The organism is Bacillus litorisediminis (assembly GCF_022808645.1).
GTDB lineage: Bacteria > Bacillota > Bacilli > Bacillales > JC228 > Bacillus_BF > Bacillus_BF litorisediminis.
Window position 1 is genome coordinate 1 of sequence record NZ_JAKZKT010000062.1, and the last position, 16,433, is coordinate 16,433.

Here is a 16,433-nt window from a genome sequence, read left to right on the forward strand (position 1 = left end):
ACAAGAACTAAAGGATTTTTATCAACTGGTTGAGGCTTCTGAAATTCCAGAAATGAAAAAGGCCATTCAAACCATTCAAAACTGGCAAACCGAAATTCTTAATAGTTTTGCATATAACTTTTCCAATGGTTTTTTGGAAGGGATCAATAACTCAACCAAAGTATTAAAACGAAACGCATTTGGCTTTAGAAGCTTTAAACGCTTTAGAGCCAAAATATTACTTTCACATCAATATAAAGGAATTGGGGTTCACATTGGTTAAGGGTGACGACAATTAGTCATCACCCCAACATTTGACGGAGAACCGCAAATAAAAACCCCTTCGCTGCCTAAGCGAGGGGGTTTTAACTTTTAATCCTTATACGCGTTCTACTTTGCCTGATTTTAATGCACGAGCAGAAACATATACCTTTTTAGGTTTTCCGTTTACTAGGATACGAACCTTTTGTAAATTCGCGCCCCATTTACGTTTGTTTGCGTTCATAGCATGTGAACGAGCGTTACCGAAGCTCGCTTTTTTACCAGTCACTACACATTTTTTTGGCATAATTATTCCCTCCCTATATCAAGATGACATGTGTCATATGTCGTCAAAATTTCACATTGTGGAGATACTAATATAATTTATCATAATGGTGGAGGCATTTCAACTGTAAGCTTTAAAGAAAAATTACTTGACATATATCCTATTTCATTGGCTAAATAGTAGAGGATATTATAACCCTATAATTCAACTTTTCTTTATTTATCTTTTATTACATTGGGTATTATAGTAAAATGAGTGTACCAAGCAGTATTGACGAAGGGGGCTTTATCATGTCCATTGAGTTAAAAACAAAGTACGGTCATATCGATATATCTAACGAAGTCATTGCTACAATCGCAGGGGGAGCTGCTGTAGACTGCTATGGAATTGTCGGAATGGCTTCCAAAAAGCAGTTAAAGGATGGAATCGCGGAAATTTTGAAAAAGGAAAATTTCTCTAAAGGGATTCTGGTTAGACAAGAAGGCGATGAATTACATATTGATATGTATATTATTGTAAGCTACGGTACTAAAATTTCAGAAGTAGCACATAACGTACAAACAAAAGTGAAGTATACATTAAATAAGACGGTTGGACTTGAGGTCGACTCCGTTAATATTTTCGTGCAAGGTGTGCGTGTTTTGAACCCGTAGTGAGGAGGAAGTATTTGTGACAATCAAAGTGTTAGACGGATTCAGATTTGCCGAAATGATCAGGCAGGGGGCAAATCATTTATCCACAAACGCTAAAGCGGTTGATGCATTAAATGTGTTTCCGGTACCTGATGGCGATACTGGCACAAACATGAATTTATCCATGACTTCTGGTGCAAAGGAAGTTAAAAATAATACTCAACCCCATATTGGCAAAGTTGGCCAGGCTCTGGCCAAAGGCTTACTTATGGGGGCAAGAGGGAATTCAGGGGTCATTTTGTCCCAATTATTCAGAGGGTTTTCTAAGGCTATTGAGCAGAAGGAAACGATAACTGCCCAAGATTTTTCGCATGCTCTTGAAGCGGGAGTGGAAACCGCTTACAAAGCAGTGATGAAGCCTGTTGAAGGAACAATCCTTACCGTTGCAAAGGATGCTGCTAAAAAAGCGGTGGAAACTGCTAAAACGGAAACAGACCTGATTAAAGTGATGGAAGCAGTCGTGAAAGAAGCAAAAGCTTCGTTAGCGCGTACTCCTGATTTGCTGCCAGTTCTAAAAGAAGTTGGTGTGGTAGACAGCGGTGGTCAGGGTCTTGTTTTTGTCTATGAAGGATTCTTGGCAGAGCTTAAAGGTGAAAAGCTGTCAGATACACCTGTTGAACCATCTATGAATGATCTAGTAGAGCTTGAACATCATAAGAGCGTCCAAAGTCATATGTCTACTGAAGATATTGAATTTGGGTATTGCACGGAATTCATGGTCCGGTTTGAAGAGGACAAAGTTAAAAAGAATCCGTTTAAAGAGGAACAATTCCGTTTAGATTTAAGTAAGCATGGGGATTCCCTTCTGGTGATAGCGGATGATGAGATTGTAAAGGTTCATGTTCATGCTGAACATCCAGGTGAAGTGTTATCATACGCACAGCAATACGGCAGCCTAATCAATATAAAAATTGAAAATATGAGAGAACAGCATTCCAATATTGTCGGTAATCAAACGGCGCCTGCGAAGCCAGATGTCAAAAAAGAAAAAGCCGATTTTGGCATTGTCACTGTAGCTATGGGCTCTGGAATTGCTGATCTCTTTAAAAGCATTGGGGCACACGCTGTTATAGAGGGCGGTCAGACCATGAACCCAAGTACAGAGGATATTGTAAAGGCGATTAACGAAGTCAATGCCAAACAAGTAATCGTTCTGCCAAATAATAAAAACATCGTTTTGGCTGCTGAACAAGCGGCTGAACTTGTTAATGTCCCAGCAGAAGTTGTGAAAACAAAAACGGTTCCCCAAGGTTTATCCGCACTGCTTGCTTTTAATCCAGCGGTGTCATTGGAAGAAAACAAAAGAAATATGGAAGAAGCAACAGAGCATGTTAAAACGGGACAGGTTACTCATTCAGTCCGTGATACAGTGATTGACGGTCTTGAGTTAAAAGCTGGAGATTTCATGGGAATTGCGGACGGAACGATTAAAGTGAAATCTGTTGAGAAGCAGGATGCTGCGATTCAGCTATTAAAGGAAATGTTAGATGAGGATTCTGAAATTTTAACGATTCTAGTTGGCGAGGATGCAACAAATCAAGAGGTTGACCAAATCGTACAATTTGTGGAAGAACATTTCGGTGATGTAGAAATTGAGGTCCACCAAGGGAATCAACCGCTATATCCATTTATTTTTGCAATAGAATAAAGACGAATGAATAGAAGGGGGAGCCCTTCTATTCCGTCTGTTTAAGGGGAATTTTTCAGGAGCATTTATTTAGAAACAGGAAGCAAATCCAGCACTATCGCTTGTTTTATAAAATATGATAAAAGTAAGAAACCGTGTTAGAATAAAATAAATGACTAAGTATTAAACTTTTAGAAAAAATTTTAGCAATGGTAGTTAAAATTTTTTGGAATAGAGTACGGCGGCATGAATTTAGCCAGTCCACAGCACGTGGCGTTTTGATTGTGATAAATGCAACTAGGCAAGTGCCTAAATGCTTGGCGCTAGCCAAGTATACTTTAACAGTTTTACAGGGGAATGGGGGAGAAACTATGAAGTACAAAAGTGTATTTGATATCATTGGACCTGTTATGATAGGGCCCTCCAGTTCTCATACAGCTGGAGCTGCCAGAATTGGGAGAATGGCGAGAAGTTTATTTGGCCGGGAGCCTAAATGGGTCACTATTTATTTGTATGGATCCTTTGCTAAAACATACAAAGGTCACGGTACAGATGTCGCGATAGTAGGCGGACTGCTTGATTTCGATACATTTGATGAACGGATTATTGAATCTTTAAAGATCGCAGAACAGAAGGGAATGACCATCAACTTTATTGAAGAAGATGCGATTATGGATCACCCTAATACAGCCAAAATTCATCTGGGGGACGATGAAGGGGATTTAGAAATCGTTGGTATTTCTATTGGCGGCGGTAAAATCGAGATTACTGAAATCAATGGTTTTGAACTTAGAATCACAGGACATGATCCAGCCATTATCGTTCTGCATCATGACCGTTTTGGTGTGATTGCAAACGTTTCTAATGTTTTGGCAAGGCATGAAATCAATATCGGCCATATGGATGTTTCACGTAAAGAAAAAGGGAAATTGGCTCTAATGACCATTGAGGTAGATCAATTCATAGAGGACCCGGTTATTGAGGAAATATCTAAACTTCCCAATGTCTTGAAAGTCACTAGAATTGTAGAATAACACTCCAAAGGAATAGAATTCATCGCAAAATTTTATACTTTCACAAAGTGAAATAAAGGGGGTTCATACCTTGTTATTTAGAAACGTTGCTGAATTAGTTAATCTCGCTGAATCTCAAAATAAAAAAATCAGTGATATCATGATCGAACAAGAGATGCTTGTGACCAGAAGATCTCTTGAAGACATTATGGAACAAATGGAAAAGAATCTGGAAGTAATGGAACGTTCCGTCGAAAGAGGGCTGGAGGGTGTTCAATCCCATTCGGGTCTGACCGGAGGCGATGCGGTCCTGATTCAGGAATATATTAAAAAGGGGAAAACTCTGACAGGTGCTACTATTTTAGATGCTGTAAGCAAAGCGGTCGCAACCAATGAAGTGAATGCTGCAATGGGTATCATTTGTGCAACACCTACGGCCGGATCTGCAGGTGTTGTCCCTGGAACACTTTTCGCTGTAAAAGAAAAATTAAACCCGACACGTGAGGAAATGGTTCGTTTTCTTTTTACCTCTGGAGCATTTGGATTTGTCGTTGCGAATAACGCATCCATTTCAGGTGCAGCTGGCGGATGCCAGGCGGAAGTAGGATCCGCTGCTGGAATGGCCTCCGCTGCTATCGTTGAAATGGCTGGGGGTACACCAAGTCAGTGTGCTGAAGCAATGGCGATTACATTAAAAAACATGCTGGGTCTCGTTTGTGACCCTGTAGCAGGGTTAGTGGAAGTGCCATGTGTCAAACGAAATGCCATGGGGGCAGCCAATGCGATGGTTGCGGCAGATATGGCATTAGCAGGAGTAAAGAGCCGCATTCCATGTGATGAAGTGATTGAAGCTATGTTTAGAATTGGCCAAATGATGCCAAACGCATTGAAAGAAACAGCACAAGGAGGATTGGCAGCGACACCAACAGGTAAAGCGCTTGAAGCGAAAATCTTTGGTAGCGCTAGCAAAAACCGTGACTAATCATTTACTCATTCCTGTAACTGAAGTAAAAGGAATAGGTGAAAAAATAGAAGCCCAGCTTAATGAGCTGGGTATTTTAACCGTTCAGGATTTAATTGAATATTCGCCTTACCGATACGAGGATTACCGCTTACGGGACCTTGCAGATGTAAGGCATGATGAAAGGGTAACCGTACAAGGGAAAATTCATAGTGAACCTTCACTCATGTATTTTGGCAGGAGAAAATCAAGGCTAGTCGTGCGGCTATTAGTTGGGAATATTTTAATAAAAGTGGTTTTTTTCAATCAGCCATACCTAAAAAAGAAGCTTGAGATGAATCAGTCCATAACCGTAACCGGGAAATGGGATCAGCATCGGCAAACGATCACGGCGCAAGAATGGAAAATGGGCGTATCCCGGGAAGACGATTCCTTTCAGCCGGTTTATGCCTTAAAGGGCGATATCAAGCTGTATGAAATGCGGAAATGGATTGGACAAGCCCTTATTCAATTTGGCAATGAAATTCAAGAATTTCTCCCAGAAACGATGTTAAAGCAATATAAGCTTTACAATCGAAAGAGAGCATTCAAGGCTCTGCATCAGCCGCAAAATGAAATCGATGTGAAGCAAGCAAGAAGACGGTTTGTTTATGAGGAATTTTTGTTATTTCAATTAAAAATGCAGGCTTTGCGAAAAATCGAAAAGGAACAATCAGGCGGAAGGGCGATCTCTTATTTGGAAGATAGAGTGAAAGAATTTATCTCTTCTTTGCCTTTTCAATTAACAGCTGCACAAAAAAAAGTAGTGGATGAGATTTTAAAAGACATGAAAGCCCGTACCAGGATGAATCGCTTGCTTCAAGGAGATGTTGGCTCAGGTAAAACCATTGTGGCTGCTATAGCTCTCTATGCTGTCAGTACAGCAGGGTTACAGGGAGCCCTCATGGTTCCGACTGAAATATTGGCTGAACAGCATGCGAATTCTTTATTTGCATTACTTGATCCAATGGGAGTTAATGTCGCGTTATTAACCAGTTCGGTTAAAGGTAAAAAACGGCGAGAACTATTAGAACGGCTTAAGAACGGTGAAATTGACATTGTGATTGGGACCCATGCTTTGATTCAGGATGATGTTGAATTTAAGCACCTCGGGCTCGTTATTACAGATGAGCAGCATCGATTTGGTGTGGAACAAAGAAAAATTTTAAGGGAAAAAGGATATCATCCCGATGTTTTATTTATGACGGCTACCCCGATTCCAAGGACATTGGCGATTACTGCATTTGGCGAAATGGATGTTTCTACGATTGACCAAATGCCAGCAGGCCGCAAGAAAATTGAAACCTATTGGGCTAAGCCAGATCAATTGGATCGGGTTTTAATTGGTATGGAACGCGAGCTGCAAAAAGGGAGACAAGCGTATGTCATTTGCCCCCTCATTGAGGAGTCGGAGAAATTAGATGTTCAAAATGCGATTGATGTTCATGCTGTCCTCCAGCAGCACTTTGAAGACCGGTATAAGGTCGGACTAATGCACGGGAGATTATCAAGCGAAGAGAAAGATGAGGTTATGCGGGCATTCACGGCAAATGAAGTTCAGGTGCTCGTCTCTACTACTGTTGTTGAAGTAGGTGTCAATGTGCCCAATGCTACTTTTATGCTGATCTATGATGCGGAGAGATTTGGTTTGTCTCAGCTGCACCAGCTGCGCGGGCGGGTGGGCCGATCCAATCATCAATCATATTGTATTTTGCTGGCCGACCCCAAGGGAGAAACCGGTCAGGAACGGATGAAAATCATGACCGAAACGACGAATGGTTTTGAATTGAGTGAAAGAGATTTAGAGCTGCGCGGACCTGGAGATTTTTTTGGAAAAAAACAAAGCGGATTGCCAGAGTTTAAATATGCTGATATGGTTCATGACTACCGCGCTCTTGAAACAGCCCGGCAAGATGCAGTTGAACTGATTCACTCTCAAGCATTTTGGAAAGCTCCCGAGTATCAGCCCCTCCGGCAAAAATTAGTAGAATTGGGCGCTTTTGAAGCCCGTGCCTTCGATTAAAAAGTAGATTGTGAGGAAGAATAGTTCTTCTTGCAATCTGCTTTTTTTAATTATATACTACTATTAGTACCTAGTCATAATAGTACGGATGGTGTCAAATCATATTATGAGAATGAATAAAAAAGAGAGACAAAAACAGCTTTCACAAACAATAAAAGAAAATCCCTTTATAACGGATGAGGAATTAGCGGATAAATATATGGTTAGTGTACAAACAATTCGTTTAGACCGAATGGAATTATCGATTCCGGAATTAAGGGAAAGGATTAGGAATGTGGCTGAAAAACAGCTGGATCAGGAAGTCCGCTCACTGCCAATTGATGAGGTAATTGGCGATGTCATTGATATACAGCTAGATGAGAGCGCAATCAGTATTTTCGATGTTCAAAAAGAACATGTTTTTAAGAGAAATCAAATTGCGCGGGGACACCATTTGTTTGCGCAAGCTAATTCTTTGGCTGTTGCTGTGATTAATGATGAGCTGGCACTGACAGCCAAAGCTAACATACAATTCATTCGTCAAGTTAAAGTAAACGAGCGGGTGATTGCCAAAGCTAAAGTGAAAAAGACAGATATGAGTATTGCCCGGACCATTGTTGAGGTCAATAGCTTTGTTGGACAGGAGCTCGTTTTTAAAGGTGAATTTGAAATGTATCGTTCAAATAATGAGGGAAGGGTCGATCATCATGAAGATAGCAATTGATGCCATGGGCGGAGACCATGCACCTGCGGAGGTCATTAAGGGCGTAAGTAAAGCGATGGAAGCATTTCCAGATGTCCAATTTATTATTGCAGGTGACCAGGAACAGATCCAACCTCTGTTACAAGTTTCCGATCGAGTTGAAATTTTACATACAACCGAAGTCATTTCTTCAGATGATGAACCAGTAAGGGCAGTTAGAAGGAAGAAGGATGCCTCCATGGTACTGGCTGCAAATGAAGTAAAAGAAGGAAGAGCGGATGCCTGTATTTCCGCTGGTAACACGGGTGCGTTAATGGCAGCTGGGCTATTTGTTGTCGGACGGATTTCAGGGATTGACCGACCTGCTTTAGCGCCAACTCTGCCAACGGTGGACGGAAAGGGCTTTTTATTATTAGATGTTGGTGCCAATGCGGATGCGAAGCCTGAACATCTTTACCAATATGCGTTGATGGGCCATGTTTATGCAAAAGAAGTACGAGGCATTGACAAGCCTAGAATTGGTTTATTAAATATTGGAACAGAAGAGCAAAAAGGGAATGAGCTCACAAAGGCGGCATTTGCTTTGTTGAAAGATGCTCCGTTTCATTTTATCGGGAACGTTGAAGCCCGAGATTTACTCGATGGAGTGGCAGATGTTGTAGTGACAGACGGTTTCACTGGAAATTCAGTGTTAAAATCGGTGGAAGGTACGGCGTTGTCTTTATTTAAAATGCTCAAAGCTTCCCTGACGGGTTCAACTAAATCAAAATTGGCAGCCTTGTTTTTAAAAAATGAATTCAAACAATTAAAAAATAAACTGGATTATTCAGAGTATGGCGGAGCTGGCCTCTTTGGATTAAATGCTCCTGTTGTCAAAGCCCATGGATCGTCCGATGCAACTGCCTTTTTTCATGCAATCAGACAAACGAGAGACATGGTACAAAAGGATGTTCCTTCAATTATCAGGCAATCGATAGAAGAACAAGGATAAAGGAGAGGGTAGCAATGGGTAAAATCGCCTTTATTTTTCCGGGACAAGGTTCGCAAATTGTCGGAATGGGAAAAGAACTTGCAGAGAAAAATGAACAGGTAAAAGCTTATTTTGATAAAGCGGACGAGGTATTAGATTATAGGCTCTCAGATTTAATATTCAATGGACCACAAGAAACATTGACTAAAACCGCCAATGCTCAACCAGCACTTTTAACAACTAGTATCGCTATTCTTGAAAGAATAAAAGAACTGGGAATCGAACCTGATTATGTGGCAGGGCATTCGTTAGGAGAGTATACGGCACTTGTGGCAGCTTGCGCCTTATCTTTTGAAGATGGCGTATATGCGGTCAGACAGCGCGGCTTGTTTATGGAAGAAGCGGTTCCGAGCGGAATAGGCGCTATGTCTGCCGTTTTAGGGTTAGAACGTGATCCGTTAAAAGAGATAACTGAACAGGTGACAAGTGAAGGGGCATCTGTTCAGCTTGCGAATTTAAACTGTCCTGGACAGATTGTCATTTCCGGGACAAAAGAAGGAGTTTCGCTTGCTTCAGAACGCGCTAAAGAGGCTGGCGCGAAACGCGTGATTCCATTAGAGGTAAGCGGACCTTTCCACTCTTCCTTAATGAAACCGGCCAGTGAAAAACTACATCATGTCCTGCAAAACTTAAACTGGAAACATGCCTCAGTACCTGTAATAGTCAATGTAAATGCAGAGCCAGTCCAGGAAAAAGACGAACTGATACGGCTTTTGGTTGAACAGCTGTACTCACCAGTCTTATGGGAGGACTCTGTTAACACAATGATCAATCTGGGTGTTGATACATTTATAGAGATAGGACCTGGAAAAGTTCTTTCCGGTTTAGTTAAAAAGGTAAGCAGACAGGTAAACACCTATGCCGTTCAGGATGAGGAATCATTCCAGCAGCTTGCCGTAAGCATAAAAGGTGAATAAGGAGGGAAATGGCTTTGAAGTTAAAAGGAAAAGCAGCCTTAGTAACGGGTGCATCCAGAGGAATTGGCAGAGCGATTGCAATAGAACTCGCAAAAGAAGGAGCTAATGTAGCCGTAAACTTTGCCGGGAGTGAAGCAAAAGCTAATGCGGTAGTTGAAGACATTAAGGCATTAGGCGTTCAGGCGTTTGCGATTCAAGGGGATGTATCCAATGCGGATGATGTACAAAGAATTGTAAAGGAAACGACCGATCAATTTGGTACCATTGATATTTTAGTCAATAATGCCGGAATCACCCGAGATAATCTGCTGATGAGAATGAAGGAAGAAGAATGGGACGCTGTTATTGACACGAATTTGAAAGGTGTCTTCCTTTGCACAAAAGCTGTAACACGTCCAATGATGAAGCAGAGAAGCGGGCGCATCATCAACATCTCCTCGATTGTCGGCGTGAGCGGGAATCCTGGCCAAGCCAACTATGTCGCAGCTAAAGCAGGAGTCATTGGTCTTACTAAAACAGCCGCAAAAGAATTAGCGTCAAGAGGAATTACGGTCAATGCAATAGCCCCTGGATTCATTACGACTGATATGACTGATCAGCTAAATGACGAACTGAAAGACGAAATGCTAAAGCAAATTCCTTTAGGAAAGCTTGGGAATCCTGAGGATATTGCCAAAACTGTTGTATTTTTAGCTTCAGATGACAGTGGCTATATGACAGGACAAACACTGCATGTTGACGGTGGAATGGTAATGTGATAGATAATAACTAATTGAACACAGGTCCATTTATAGCGCCGAGTCTGGTTCTAAGCTTGCAAGGAATGATTAAGGCGCATGCGAAACTCTTACTTGAGGGGAGGTGAATGGAAGATGGCAGACGTACTAGATCGTGTAACCAAAATCATTGTTGACCGTCTTGGAGTGGACGCTTCTGAGGTCAAGCTTGAGGCTTCTTTTAAGGATGATCTTGGTGCAGATTCCCTTGACGTTGTTGAGCTTGTAATGGAACTTGAAGACGAGTTTGACATGGAAATTTCGGACGATGATGCTGAAAAGATTGTCACAGTTGGCGACGCTGTGAATTACATACAAAGCCAAATGTAACAAAATTGAAAGCCCCCGTTTTTACGGGGCTTTTTTCAATTAGCATTTGTTAAACATAGCCTCCATTTATAAAAAAGAGGCATAATAGTTCCTTGTATTGGTTGTTTTTGTAAAATCTTTTGTATAAAGGATTCAGAAAGGCTTTGAACTTCCTTTCATTTTAGAATAAACTGTTGATGTGTGTATTTTTGACAGGTTGGGTGACGCGTAGATGAACAGAGGAAAACGAGATTGGAAAAAGCATCAGGTTTTATTCCAGCAATTTCAAGAAAGAATCAATATTCAGTTTCACAATGAGAAGCTATTATGGCAAGCTTTTACACATTCATCCTATGTGAATGAGCATCGTAAAAAGCCGTTTGAAGATAATGAGAGACTCGAATTTCTAGGAGATGCGGTATTGGAATTAACAGTATCGAGATTTTTATATCTGCAATATCCAACAATGTCTGAAGGGCAGTTAACCAAGCTTCGGGCTGCGATTGTTTGTGAACCTTCCCTTGTCTCGTTTGCGAATTCCCTTTCTTTTGGAGAATTAATTCTGCTCGGAAAAGGAGAGGAAATGACAGGCGGAAGAGAAAGACCTGCGCTTCTTGCGGATGTGTTTGAAGCATTTATCGGTTCTTTATACTTAGATCAAGGCATTGATCAAGTCTTTGCTTTCCTAGAAAAATGGGTGTTTCCGAAAATTCAAGAGGGTGCTTTTTCTCATGTGATGGATTTTAAAAGTCAGCTGCAGGAATACATCCAGCGTGAAGGAGCTGGACAGCTTACATATGAAATTGTTGAAGAAAAAGGTCCGGCCCACAATCGTGAATTTGTTTCACAGGTTTTACTGAACGGGGAAGAGCTAGGAGTCGGCAGCGGACGATCGAAAAAAGAGGCGGAACAGCACGCTGCTCAGATGGCTTTGCAAAAATTAAAACAGCCAGAGAAAAAGGATGTATAGAGTTTATATGAAAAAGTATGGATGGAAGAGGGGGAATCTGTATGTTTCTCAAACGTCTTGATGTAGTCGGATTTAAGTCGTTTGCTGAGCGCGTTTCCTTTGATTTTGTTCCGGGTGTGACTGCTGTAGTCGGACCCAACGGAAGCGGAAAGAGTAATATTACAGATTCAATCCGATGGGTTCTTGGAGAGCAATCAGTTCGGTCGCTGCGTGGCTCCAAAATGGAAGATATCATATTTGCCGGAAGTGACAGCCGTAAAGCTTTGAATTTTGCGGAGGTCACTTTAACATTAGATAACCATGACCAGGCACTGCCGCTTGAATACGAAGAAGTCAGTGTGACACGCCGTGTTTACCGGTCAGGTGAAAGTGAATTTTTTATTAATAAACAAGCATGCCGTCTAAAGGATATTGTGGAATTATTTATGGATTCGGGACTGGGCAGAGAAGCTTTCTCCATAATAAGCCAAGGACGCGTCGAAGAAATTTTAAATTCTAAGCCAGAAGAAAGACGATCGATTTTTGAAGAAGCTGCAGGTGTTTTAAAATATAAAACGAGAAAAAAGAAGGCAGAAGGTAAGCTTGAGGAAACAGAAGGAAACTTGCATCGGGTTCAGGATATTTTACATGAATTAGAAGGCCAAATTGAACCATTGCGGATACAGGCATCGATTGCAAGAGACTATCTGGATCAAAAAGAACAGCTTGAATCGATTGAAGTCGCTGTACTGGTATATGAAATTGAGGATCTGCATAAGCGCTGGCAAGAAATTTCAAAGAATCTTGAAGAATTTAAAGAAAGAGAAATGCATCATTCTCGTGAACTTCAGCAAAAGGAGGCTGAAGCAGAGAGCTTTCGCAATCAAATTGCTGCTATAGATGAATCGGTACAGGATCTCCAGCAGATTCTTTTGCAAACAAGTGAAGAGCTTGAGAAATTAGAAGGCCGCAAAGAAGTGATGAAGGAGCGGCTTAAAAACTCTGAGGTTAATCAGGCGCAGCTTAAAAAATCAGTTGAAGAGCTTTCAGAGAGAAAGGAATTTCTTTCCAATCAGCTAGTAACCTATAAGCAAAACTATAAAAATGAAAAAGCTGAGCAAAAAGAAATACAGGACAAGCTATCTGCAAAAGAAACACAGCTGCAATATGTCGATGAAAGCATTGAAGAACAGATTGAAGCTCTTAAAAGTGAATATATTGAGTGGCTCAATGATGAAGCACGCAAGAAGAATGAGCTAGAACATATCCAAGAGCAAAAATCGCAAATTGGAAAAAAATCAGATCGCCTGCTGACAGAGAATCAGGTTTGGCTAGAGCAGCGAGATCGTTTAAGGGAACAAAGGAAGGAAAAAGAGAATCAATATGCGAGCGTAAAGGAGCAATTTGATCAGGCAAGGTTACAGCTAAGTGAAGCAGAAAGCAAGCTCCATTTGTTAAATGAGTCGTATGAGAAACAGGAAAAAACCTTATATAAAGCTTATCAGTTTCTGCAACAGGCAAAATCCAGAAAAGAAATGCTGGAGGAAATGGAAGCTGATTATGCTGGTTTCTTTCAGGGTGTAAAGGAAGTTTTAAAGGCACGTGATCGTCTTTCCGGAATTAATGGGGCTGTAGCAGAGCTAATTACGGTTGAAAAACAATTTGAAGTAGCGGTAGAAACAGCTCTTGGGGGCGCTATGCAAAACATCGTGGTTGAAAATGAGGAAGATGCCAGAAAGGCCATTCAGTTTTTAAAATCAAATTCTTATGGCCGTGCAACCTTTTTACCCCTTACGGTTATGAAGAGCCGCGACATTCAAGAGTATCAGCTTCGTTCTGTCGCGATGCATCCGAATTTTGTCGGGATTGCCAGCGACATTGTCAGTTTTGAGCCTAAGTTTTCTGAAGTGATCAAACATCTGCTTGGAAATGTAGTTGTCACCCAGGACTTAAAAAGTGCTAATGAAATTGCAAGGAAGCTTGATTTCCGTTATCGCATTGTGACATTAGAGGGTGACGTAGTTAACCCTGGGGGTTCGATGACAGGCGGAACCACCCGTCAAAAAACGTCTTCAGTATTAAGCCGCAAACAAGAGCTTGATGAGTTAGTAAAAAAGCTGCAGGACATAGAAGCCAAAACAATAAAGCTTGAAAATCATGTTAAAAATATAAAAGCAGACATTGAGCAATATAATCAGGAAATCCGGAATTTGCGCGTACAAGTTGAAGAATTCCGTGAACAGGAACAGGAATTAAAAGGCCAATTAAAAGAAATTGAACTAAATGAGAAAAACATCCAAGAAAAATTAACGATGTTTGATCTCGAAACAAAGCAATTTGGCGATGATGAGGACCGTCTTGCGGCACGGGAAAAAACTTTAAAGCTTGAGCTCACTGAGACCAAAAACAAAATTGCCCAGTTAAATCAGCAGATTGAAAAGATGACAGCTGAAAAGAAAAATGCGCAGAGCACAAAAGAAACCCTTCAGGATGAAATTGGCGAATTAAAAGTTCAGCTCGCCGCCAAAAAAGAAAAGGTTCAAAATGCAAAGCAGCTGCTCGAATCAACCGAATTAGAACTTGAGCAAGTAACCACTCGTTTGCAAGATGTTAAAGAGGAACTTTCCTATCTGAATAGTGAGATGGAAAAGACAACTTCAGGAGAAAGTGACTTAACGATTCAAGCAAAAGAAAAAGCGAAGCAAAAAGAAGAGACGCTTCAGCTGATATCAGCAAGACGGAATCAGCGGGTCGGATTAAATGAAAAACTGGATACACTTGAAACTGAAATTAAAGAGTTAAAACGCTTATATAAAGGAATTACTGAGCACTTGAAAGATCAGGAAGTGAAAATGAACCGGCTTGATGTTGAACTCGAAAGCCGCCTGCAGCAGCTGCAAGAGGATTATATGATGACTTTTGAAGCGGCTCGTGAAGACTATCCTTTATCTTTACCGATTGAAGAAGCCAAAAAGAAGGTAAAGCTGATTAAAAAGGCGATTGAAGAGCTGGGAACAGTCAATCTCGGTGCCATTGAAGAATTTGACCGAGTTTCCGAGCGATTTGCTTTCTTAACAGAACAAAAAGAAGACTTGGAATCTGCGAAAAACACTCTGTTCGATGTTATTAATGAAATGGACGATGAGATGTCGAAACGATTTGGTCATACTTTTGACCAAATCCAAGGCCAATTTAATACCGTCTTTAGAGCATTATTCGGTGGAGGACGAGCTGACCTGATTTTAACCGATCCGGATGATTTGTTGAATACAGGTGTTGATATCGTGGCACAGCCTCCAGGGAAAAAACTGCAAAATCTAAGTCTTTTATCTGGAGGAGAAAGGGCATTAACTGCAATTGCATTACTATTTTCTATTTTAAAAGTGCGGCCAGTTCCGTTTTGCGTATTGGATGAAGTAGAGGCTGCATTGGATGATGCAAATGTTTACCGTTTTAGTCAATACTTAAAAGAGTTCAGTAAAGATACACAGTTTATCGTCATAACCCATCGGAAAGGTACGATGGAGGGAGCCGATGTACTATACGGTGTGACCATGCAGGAATCTGGAGTCTCGAAATTAGTATCGGTTCGACTCGAGGATTCGAAGGAACTGGTTTCCTCGCCATAAAGGAGTGATCATGGATGAGTTTTTTTAAAAAGTTAAAAGAAAAGATTACACAGCAAACGGATTCGGTAACAGAGAAATTCAAAGAAGGCTTAACCAAAACAAGAACGCAATTCGCTGATAAAGTGAATGATTTGGTGGCCCGTTATCGTAAGGTCGATGAAGAATTTTTCGAAGAACTCGAAGAAATTTTAATCGGGGCCGATGTAGGGTTTAATACAGTAATGGAACTCGTTGATGAATTAAAGATGGAAGTGAAGCGCAGAAATATCACGGACCCGGCGGCAGTAAGAGATGTGATCACTGAGAAGCTAGTTGAAATCTACCAAGCCGGTGATGAAACACCATCTAAGCTAAATCTTAATCATGAGGGATTAACGGTTATTCTATTTGTCGGTGTGAACGGGGTCGGAAAAACAACCTCGATTGGAAAACTGGCTCACAAATTCAAGCAGGAGGGTAAGCAAGTGTTGCTGGCAGCAGGAGATACCTTCCGTGCAGGTGCGATAGACCAGCTTGAAGTCTGGGGTCAGCGTGTAGGAGTAGACGTCATCAAACAAGGCGAGGGATCAGATCCGGCTGCCGTCATGTACGATGCAGTCCAGGCTGCGAAGGCACGCGGAGTTGACATTTTATTATGCGATACAGCCGGCCGCCTGCAAAACAAAGTCAACTTAATGAAAGAGCTTGAAAAAGTAAAAAGGGTTATCGAACGCGAAATACCCGGTGCCCCGCATGAAGTATTGCTGGTCCTCGATGCGACTACCGGACAAAACGCAATGATTCAGGCAAAACAATTTAAAGAAACAACGGATGTGACCGGGATTGTCCTAACTAAACTTGATGGAACAGCCAAGGGCGGAATTGTTCTTGCTATTCGCAACGAGTTAAAAATCCCAGTCAAATTTGTCGGACTCGGTGAAAAAATGGACGATCTTCAGGAATTTCATGCTGAACAATACGTATATGGTCTATTTGCCGGATTGGCAGATGAAGAAGAATAATGTGAAAAACGGGGCGATGGTGCCCCGTTTTTTTCTTTGATAAGTGATCGATTTCATTGATAAAGCTGATTATTGATATGTGCGAGAAATTTGTTGATATTGCTGGAGATTTATTGATATGTGACAGAAATTCTTTTAGGACCCCTTATTCCATTGGACACGATAATGCTTAATGATTACACTTGTGATAACTAACTTACATGGAAGGGGGGCCTAATATGCCTAGAAAGAAAATTGATGTGATCGAGGATGTAAAAAA

Annotated in this window: 15 protein-coding genes; 14 read left to right on the forward strand and 1 reads right to left on the reverse strand. The window is 41.2% G+C overall.

Features of this window, described 5'->3' with window-relative positions; translation table 11 throughout:
* Window positions 1–262 (forward strand): transposase (locus tag MLE14_RS20190; RefSeq protein WP_243298557.1); only part of this gene is annotated, 262 nt, incomplete at its 5' end.
* A 96-nt stretch (window positions 263–358) separates the two neighbouring features.
* On the opposite strand, the gene rpmB is transcribed toward MLE14_RS20190, so the two are convergent.
* Window positions 359–547, reverse strand: coding sequence for a 50S ribosomal protein L28 (gene rpmB, locus MLE14_RS20195; protein ID WP_097159546.1), 189 nt, complete (start codon window positions 545–547; stop codon window positions 359–361).
* A 269-nt stretch (window positions 548–816) separates the two neighbouring features.
* Here rpmB and MLE14_RS20200 point away from each other — a divergent pair, with 269 nt between their 5' ends.
* The 13 genes from MLE14_RS20200 to ftsY all read left to right on the forward strand — a co-directional run bounded on the left by MLE14_RS20200 (window position 817) and on the right by ftsY (window position 16,174).
* Window positions 817–1,179, forward strand: coding sequence for an Asp23/Gls24 family envelope stress response protein (locus MLE14_RS20200; protein WP_243300231.1), 363 nt, complete (start codon window positions 817–819; stop codon window positions 1,177–1,179).
* A 16-nt stretch (window positions 1,180–1,195) separates the two neighbouring features.
* A complete protein-coding gene (locus MLE14_RS20205; RefSeq protein WP_243300232.1) occupies window positions 1,196–2,866 on the forward strand; it encodes a DAK2 domain-containing protein in 1,671 nt (556 codons plus the stop codon).
* A gap of 350 nt (window positions 2,867–3,216) precedes the next feature.
* Window positions 3,217–3,879, forward strand: a complete 663-nt coding sequence (gene sdaAB, locus MLE14_RS20210; RefSeq protein ID WP_243300233.1) for an L-serine ammonia-lyase, iron-sulfur-dependent subunit beta — start codon at window positions 3,217–3,219, stop codon at window positions 3,877–3,879.
* Between the two features lie 70 nt (window positions 3,880–3,949).
* Window positions 3,950–4,840, forward strand: coding sequence for an L-serine ammonia-lyase, iron-sulfur-dependent, subunit alpha (gene sdaAA / locus MLE14_RS20215; protein ID WP_243300234.1), 891 nt, complete (start codon window positions 3,950–3,952; stop codon window positions 4,838–4,840).
* The gene (gene recG / locus MLE14_RS20220; RefSeq protein WP_243300242.1) at window positions 4,833–6,881 is read left to right on the forward strand and encodes an ATP-dependent DNA helicase RecG; all 2,049 of its coding nucleotides are present in this window, start codon (window positions 4,833–4,835) and stop codon (window positions 6,879–6,881) included. The genes sdaAA and recG overlap by 8 nt, the downstream gene beginning before the upstream one ends.
* A 106-nt stretch (window positions 6,882–6,987) precedes the next feature.
* Complete coding sequence (gene fapR, locus MLE14_RS20225) at window positions 6,988–7,584, forward strand: transcription factor FapR (protein WP_243300235.1); 597 nt, start codon at window positions 6,988–6,990, stop codon at window positions 7,582–7,584.
* Complete coding sequence (plsX, locus tag MLE14_RS20230; protein ID WP_243300236.1) at window positions 7,568–8,554, forward strand: phosphate acyltransferase PlsX; 987 nt, start codon at window positions 7,568–7,570, stop codon at window positions 8,552–8,554. Before fapR ends, plsX begins: the two co-directional genes overlap by 17 nt.
* A gap of 14 nt (window positions 8,555–8,568) precedes the next feature.
* Window positions 8,569–9,510, forward strand: a complete 942-nt coding sequence (fabD, locus tag MLE14_RS20235; RefSeq protein WP_243300237.1) for an ACP S-malonyltransferase — start codon at window positions 8,569–8,571, stop codon at window positions 9,508–9,510.
* 8 nt (window positions 9,511–9,518) lie between these two features.
* The gene (fabG, locus tag MLE14_RS20240) at window positions 9,519–10,268 is read left to right on the forward strand and encodes a 3-oxoacyl-[acyl-carrier-protein] reductase (RefSeq protein WP_243300238.1); all 750 of its coding nucleotides are present in this window, start codon (window positions 9,519–9,521) and stop codon (window positions 10,266–10,268) included.
* 114 nt (window positions 10,269–10,382) lie between these two features.
* A complete protein-coding gene (locus tag MLE14_RS20245; RefSeq protein WP_097159556.1) occupies window positions 10,383–10,616 on the forward strand; it encodes an acyl carrier protein in 234 nt (77 codons plus the stop codon).
* 211 nt (window positions 10,617–10,827) lie between these two features.
* Window positions 10,828–11,565, forward strand: coding sequence for a ribonuclease III (rnc, locus tag MLE14_RS20250; RefSeq protein ID WP_243300239.1), 738 nt, complete (start codon window positions 10,828–10,830; stop codon window positions 11,563–11,565).
* Window positions 11,566–11,606: 41 nt separating this feature from the next.
* A complete protein-coding gene (smc, locus tag MLE14_RS20255; protein WP_243300240.1) occupies window positions 11,607–15,173 on the forward strand; it encodes a chromosome segregation protein SMC in 3,567 nt (1,188 codons plus the stop codon).
* 14 nt (window positions 15,174–15,187) lie between these two features.
* A complete protein-coding gene (gene ftsY, locus MLE14_RS20260) occupies window positions 15,188–16,174 on the forward strand; it encodes a signal recognition particle-docking protein FtsY (protein WP_243300241.1) in 987 nt (328 codons plus the stop codon).
* Window positions 16,175–16,433 lie beyond the last annotated feature (259 nt).

Excerpts from the sequence above, each read along its gene's own strand:
- smc (WP_243300240.1), top strand. The coding sequence starts at position 11,607 with ATGTTTCTCAAACGTCTTGATGTAGTCGGATTTAAGTCGTTTGCTGAG.
- fabD (WP_243300237.1), top strand. The coding sequence starts at position 8,569 with ATGGGTAAAATCGCCTTTATTTTTCCGGGACAAGGTTCGCAAATTGTC.
- ftsY (WP_243300241.1), top strand. The coding sequence starts at position 15,188 with ATGAGTTTTTTTAAAAAGTTAAAAGAAAAGATTACACAGCAAACGGAT.
- rnc (WP_243300239.1), top strand. The coding sequence starts at position 10,828 with ATGAACAGAGGAAAACGAGATTGGAAAAAGCATCAGGTTTTATTCCAG.
- plsX (WP_243300236.1), top strand. The coding sequence starts at position 7,568 with ATGAAGATAGCAATTGATGCCATGGGCGGAGACCATGCACCTGCGGAG.
- fapR (WP_243300235.1), top strand. The coding sequence starts at position 6,988 with ATGAGAATGAATAAAAAAGAGAGACAAAAACAGCTTTCACAAACAATA.
- sdaAB (WP_243300233.1), top strand. The coding sequence starts at position 3,217 with ATGAAGTACAAAAGTGTATTTGATATCATTGGACCTGTTATGATAGGG.
- fabG (WP_243300238.1), top strand. The coding sequence starts at position 9,519 with ATGGCTTTGAAGTTAAAAGGAAAAGCAGCCTTAGTAACGGGTGCATCC.
- MLE14_RS20245 (WP_097159556.1), top strand. The coding sequence starts at position 10,383 with ATGGCAGACGTACTAGATCGTGTAACCAAAATCATTGTTGACCGTCTT.
- MLE14_RS20200 (WP_243300231.1), top strand. The coding sequence starts at position 817 with ATGTCCATTGAGTTAAAAACAAAGTACGGTCATATCGATATATCTAAC.
- rpmB (WP_097159546.1), bottom strand. The coding sequence starts at position 547 with ATGCCAAAAAAATGTGTAGTGACTGGTAAAAAAGCGAGCTTCGGTAAC.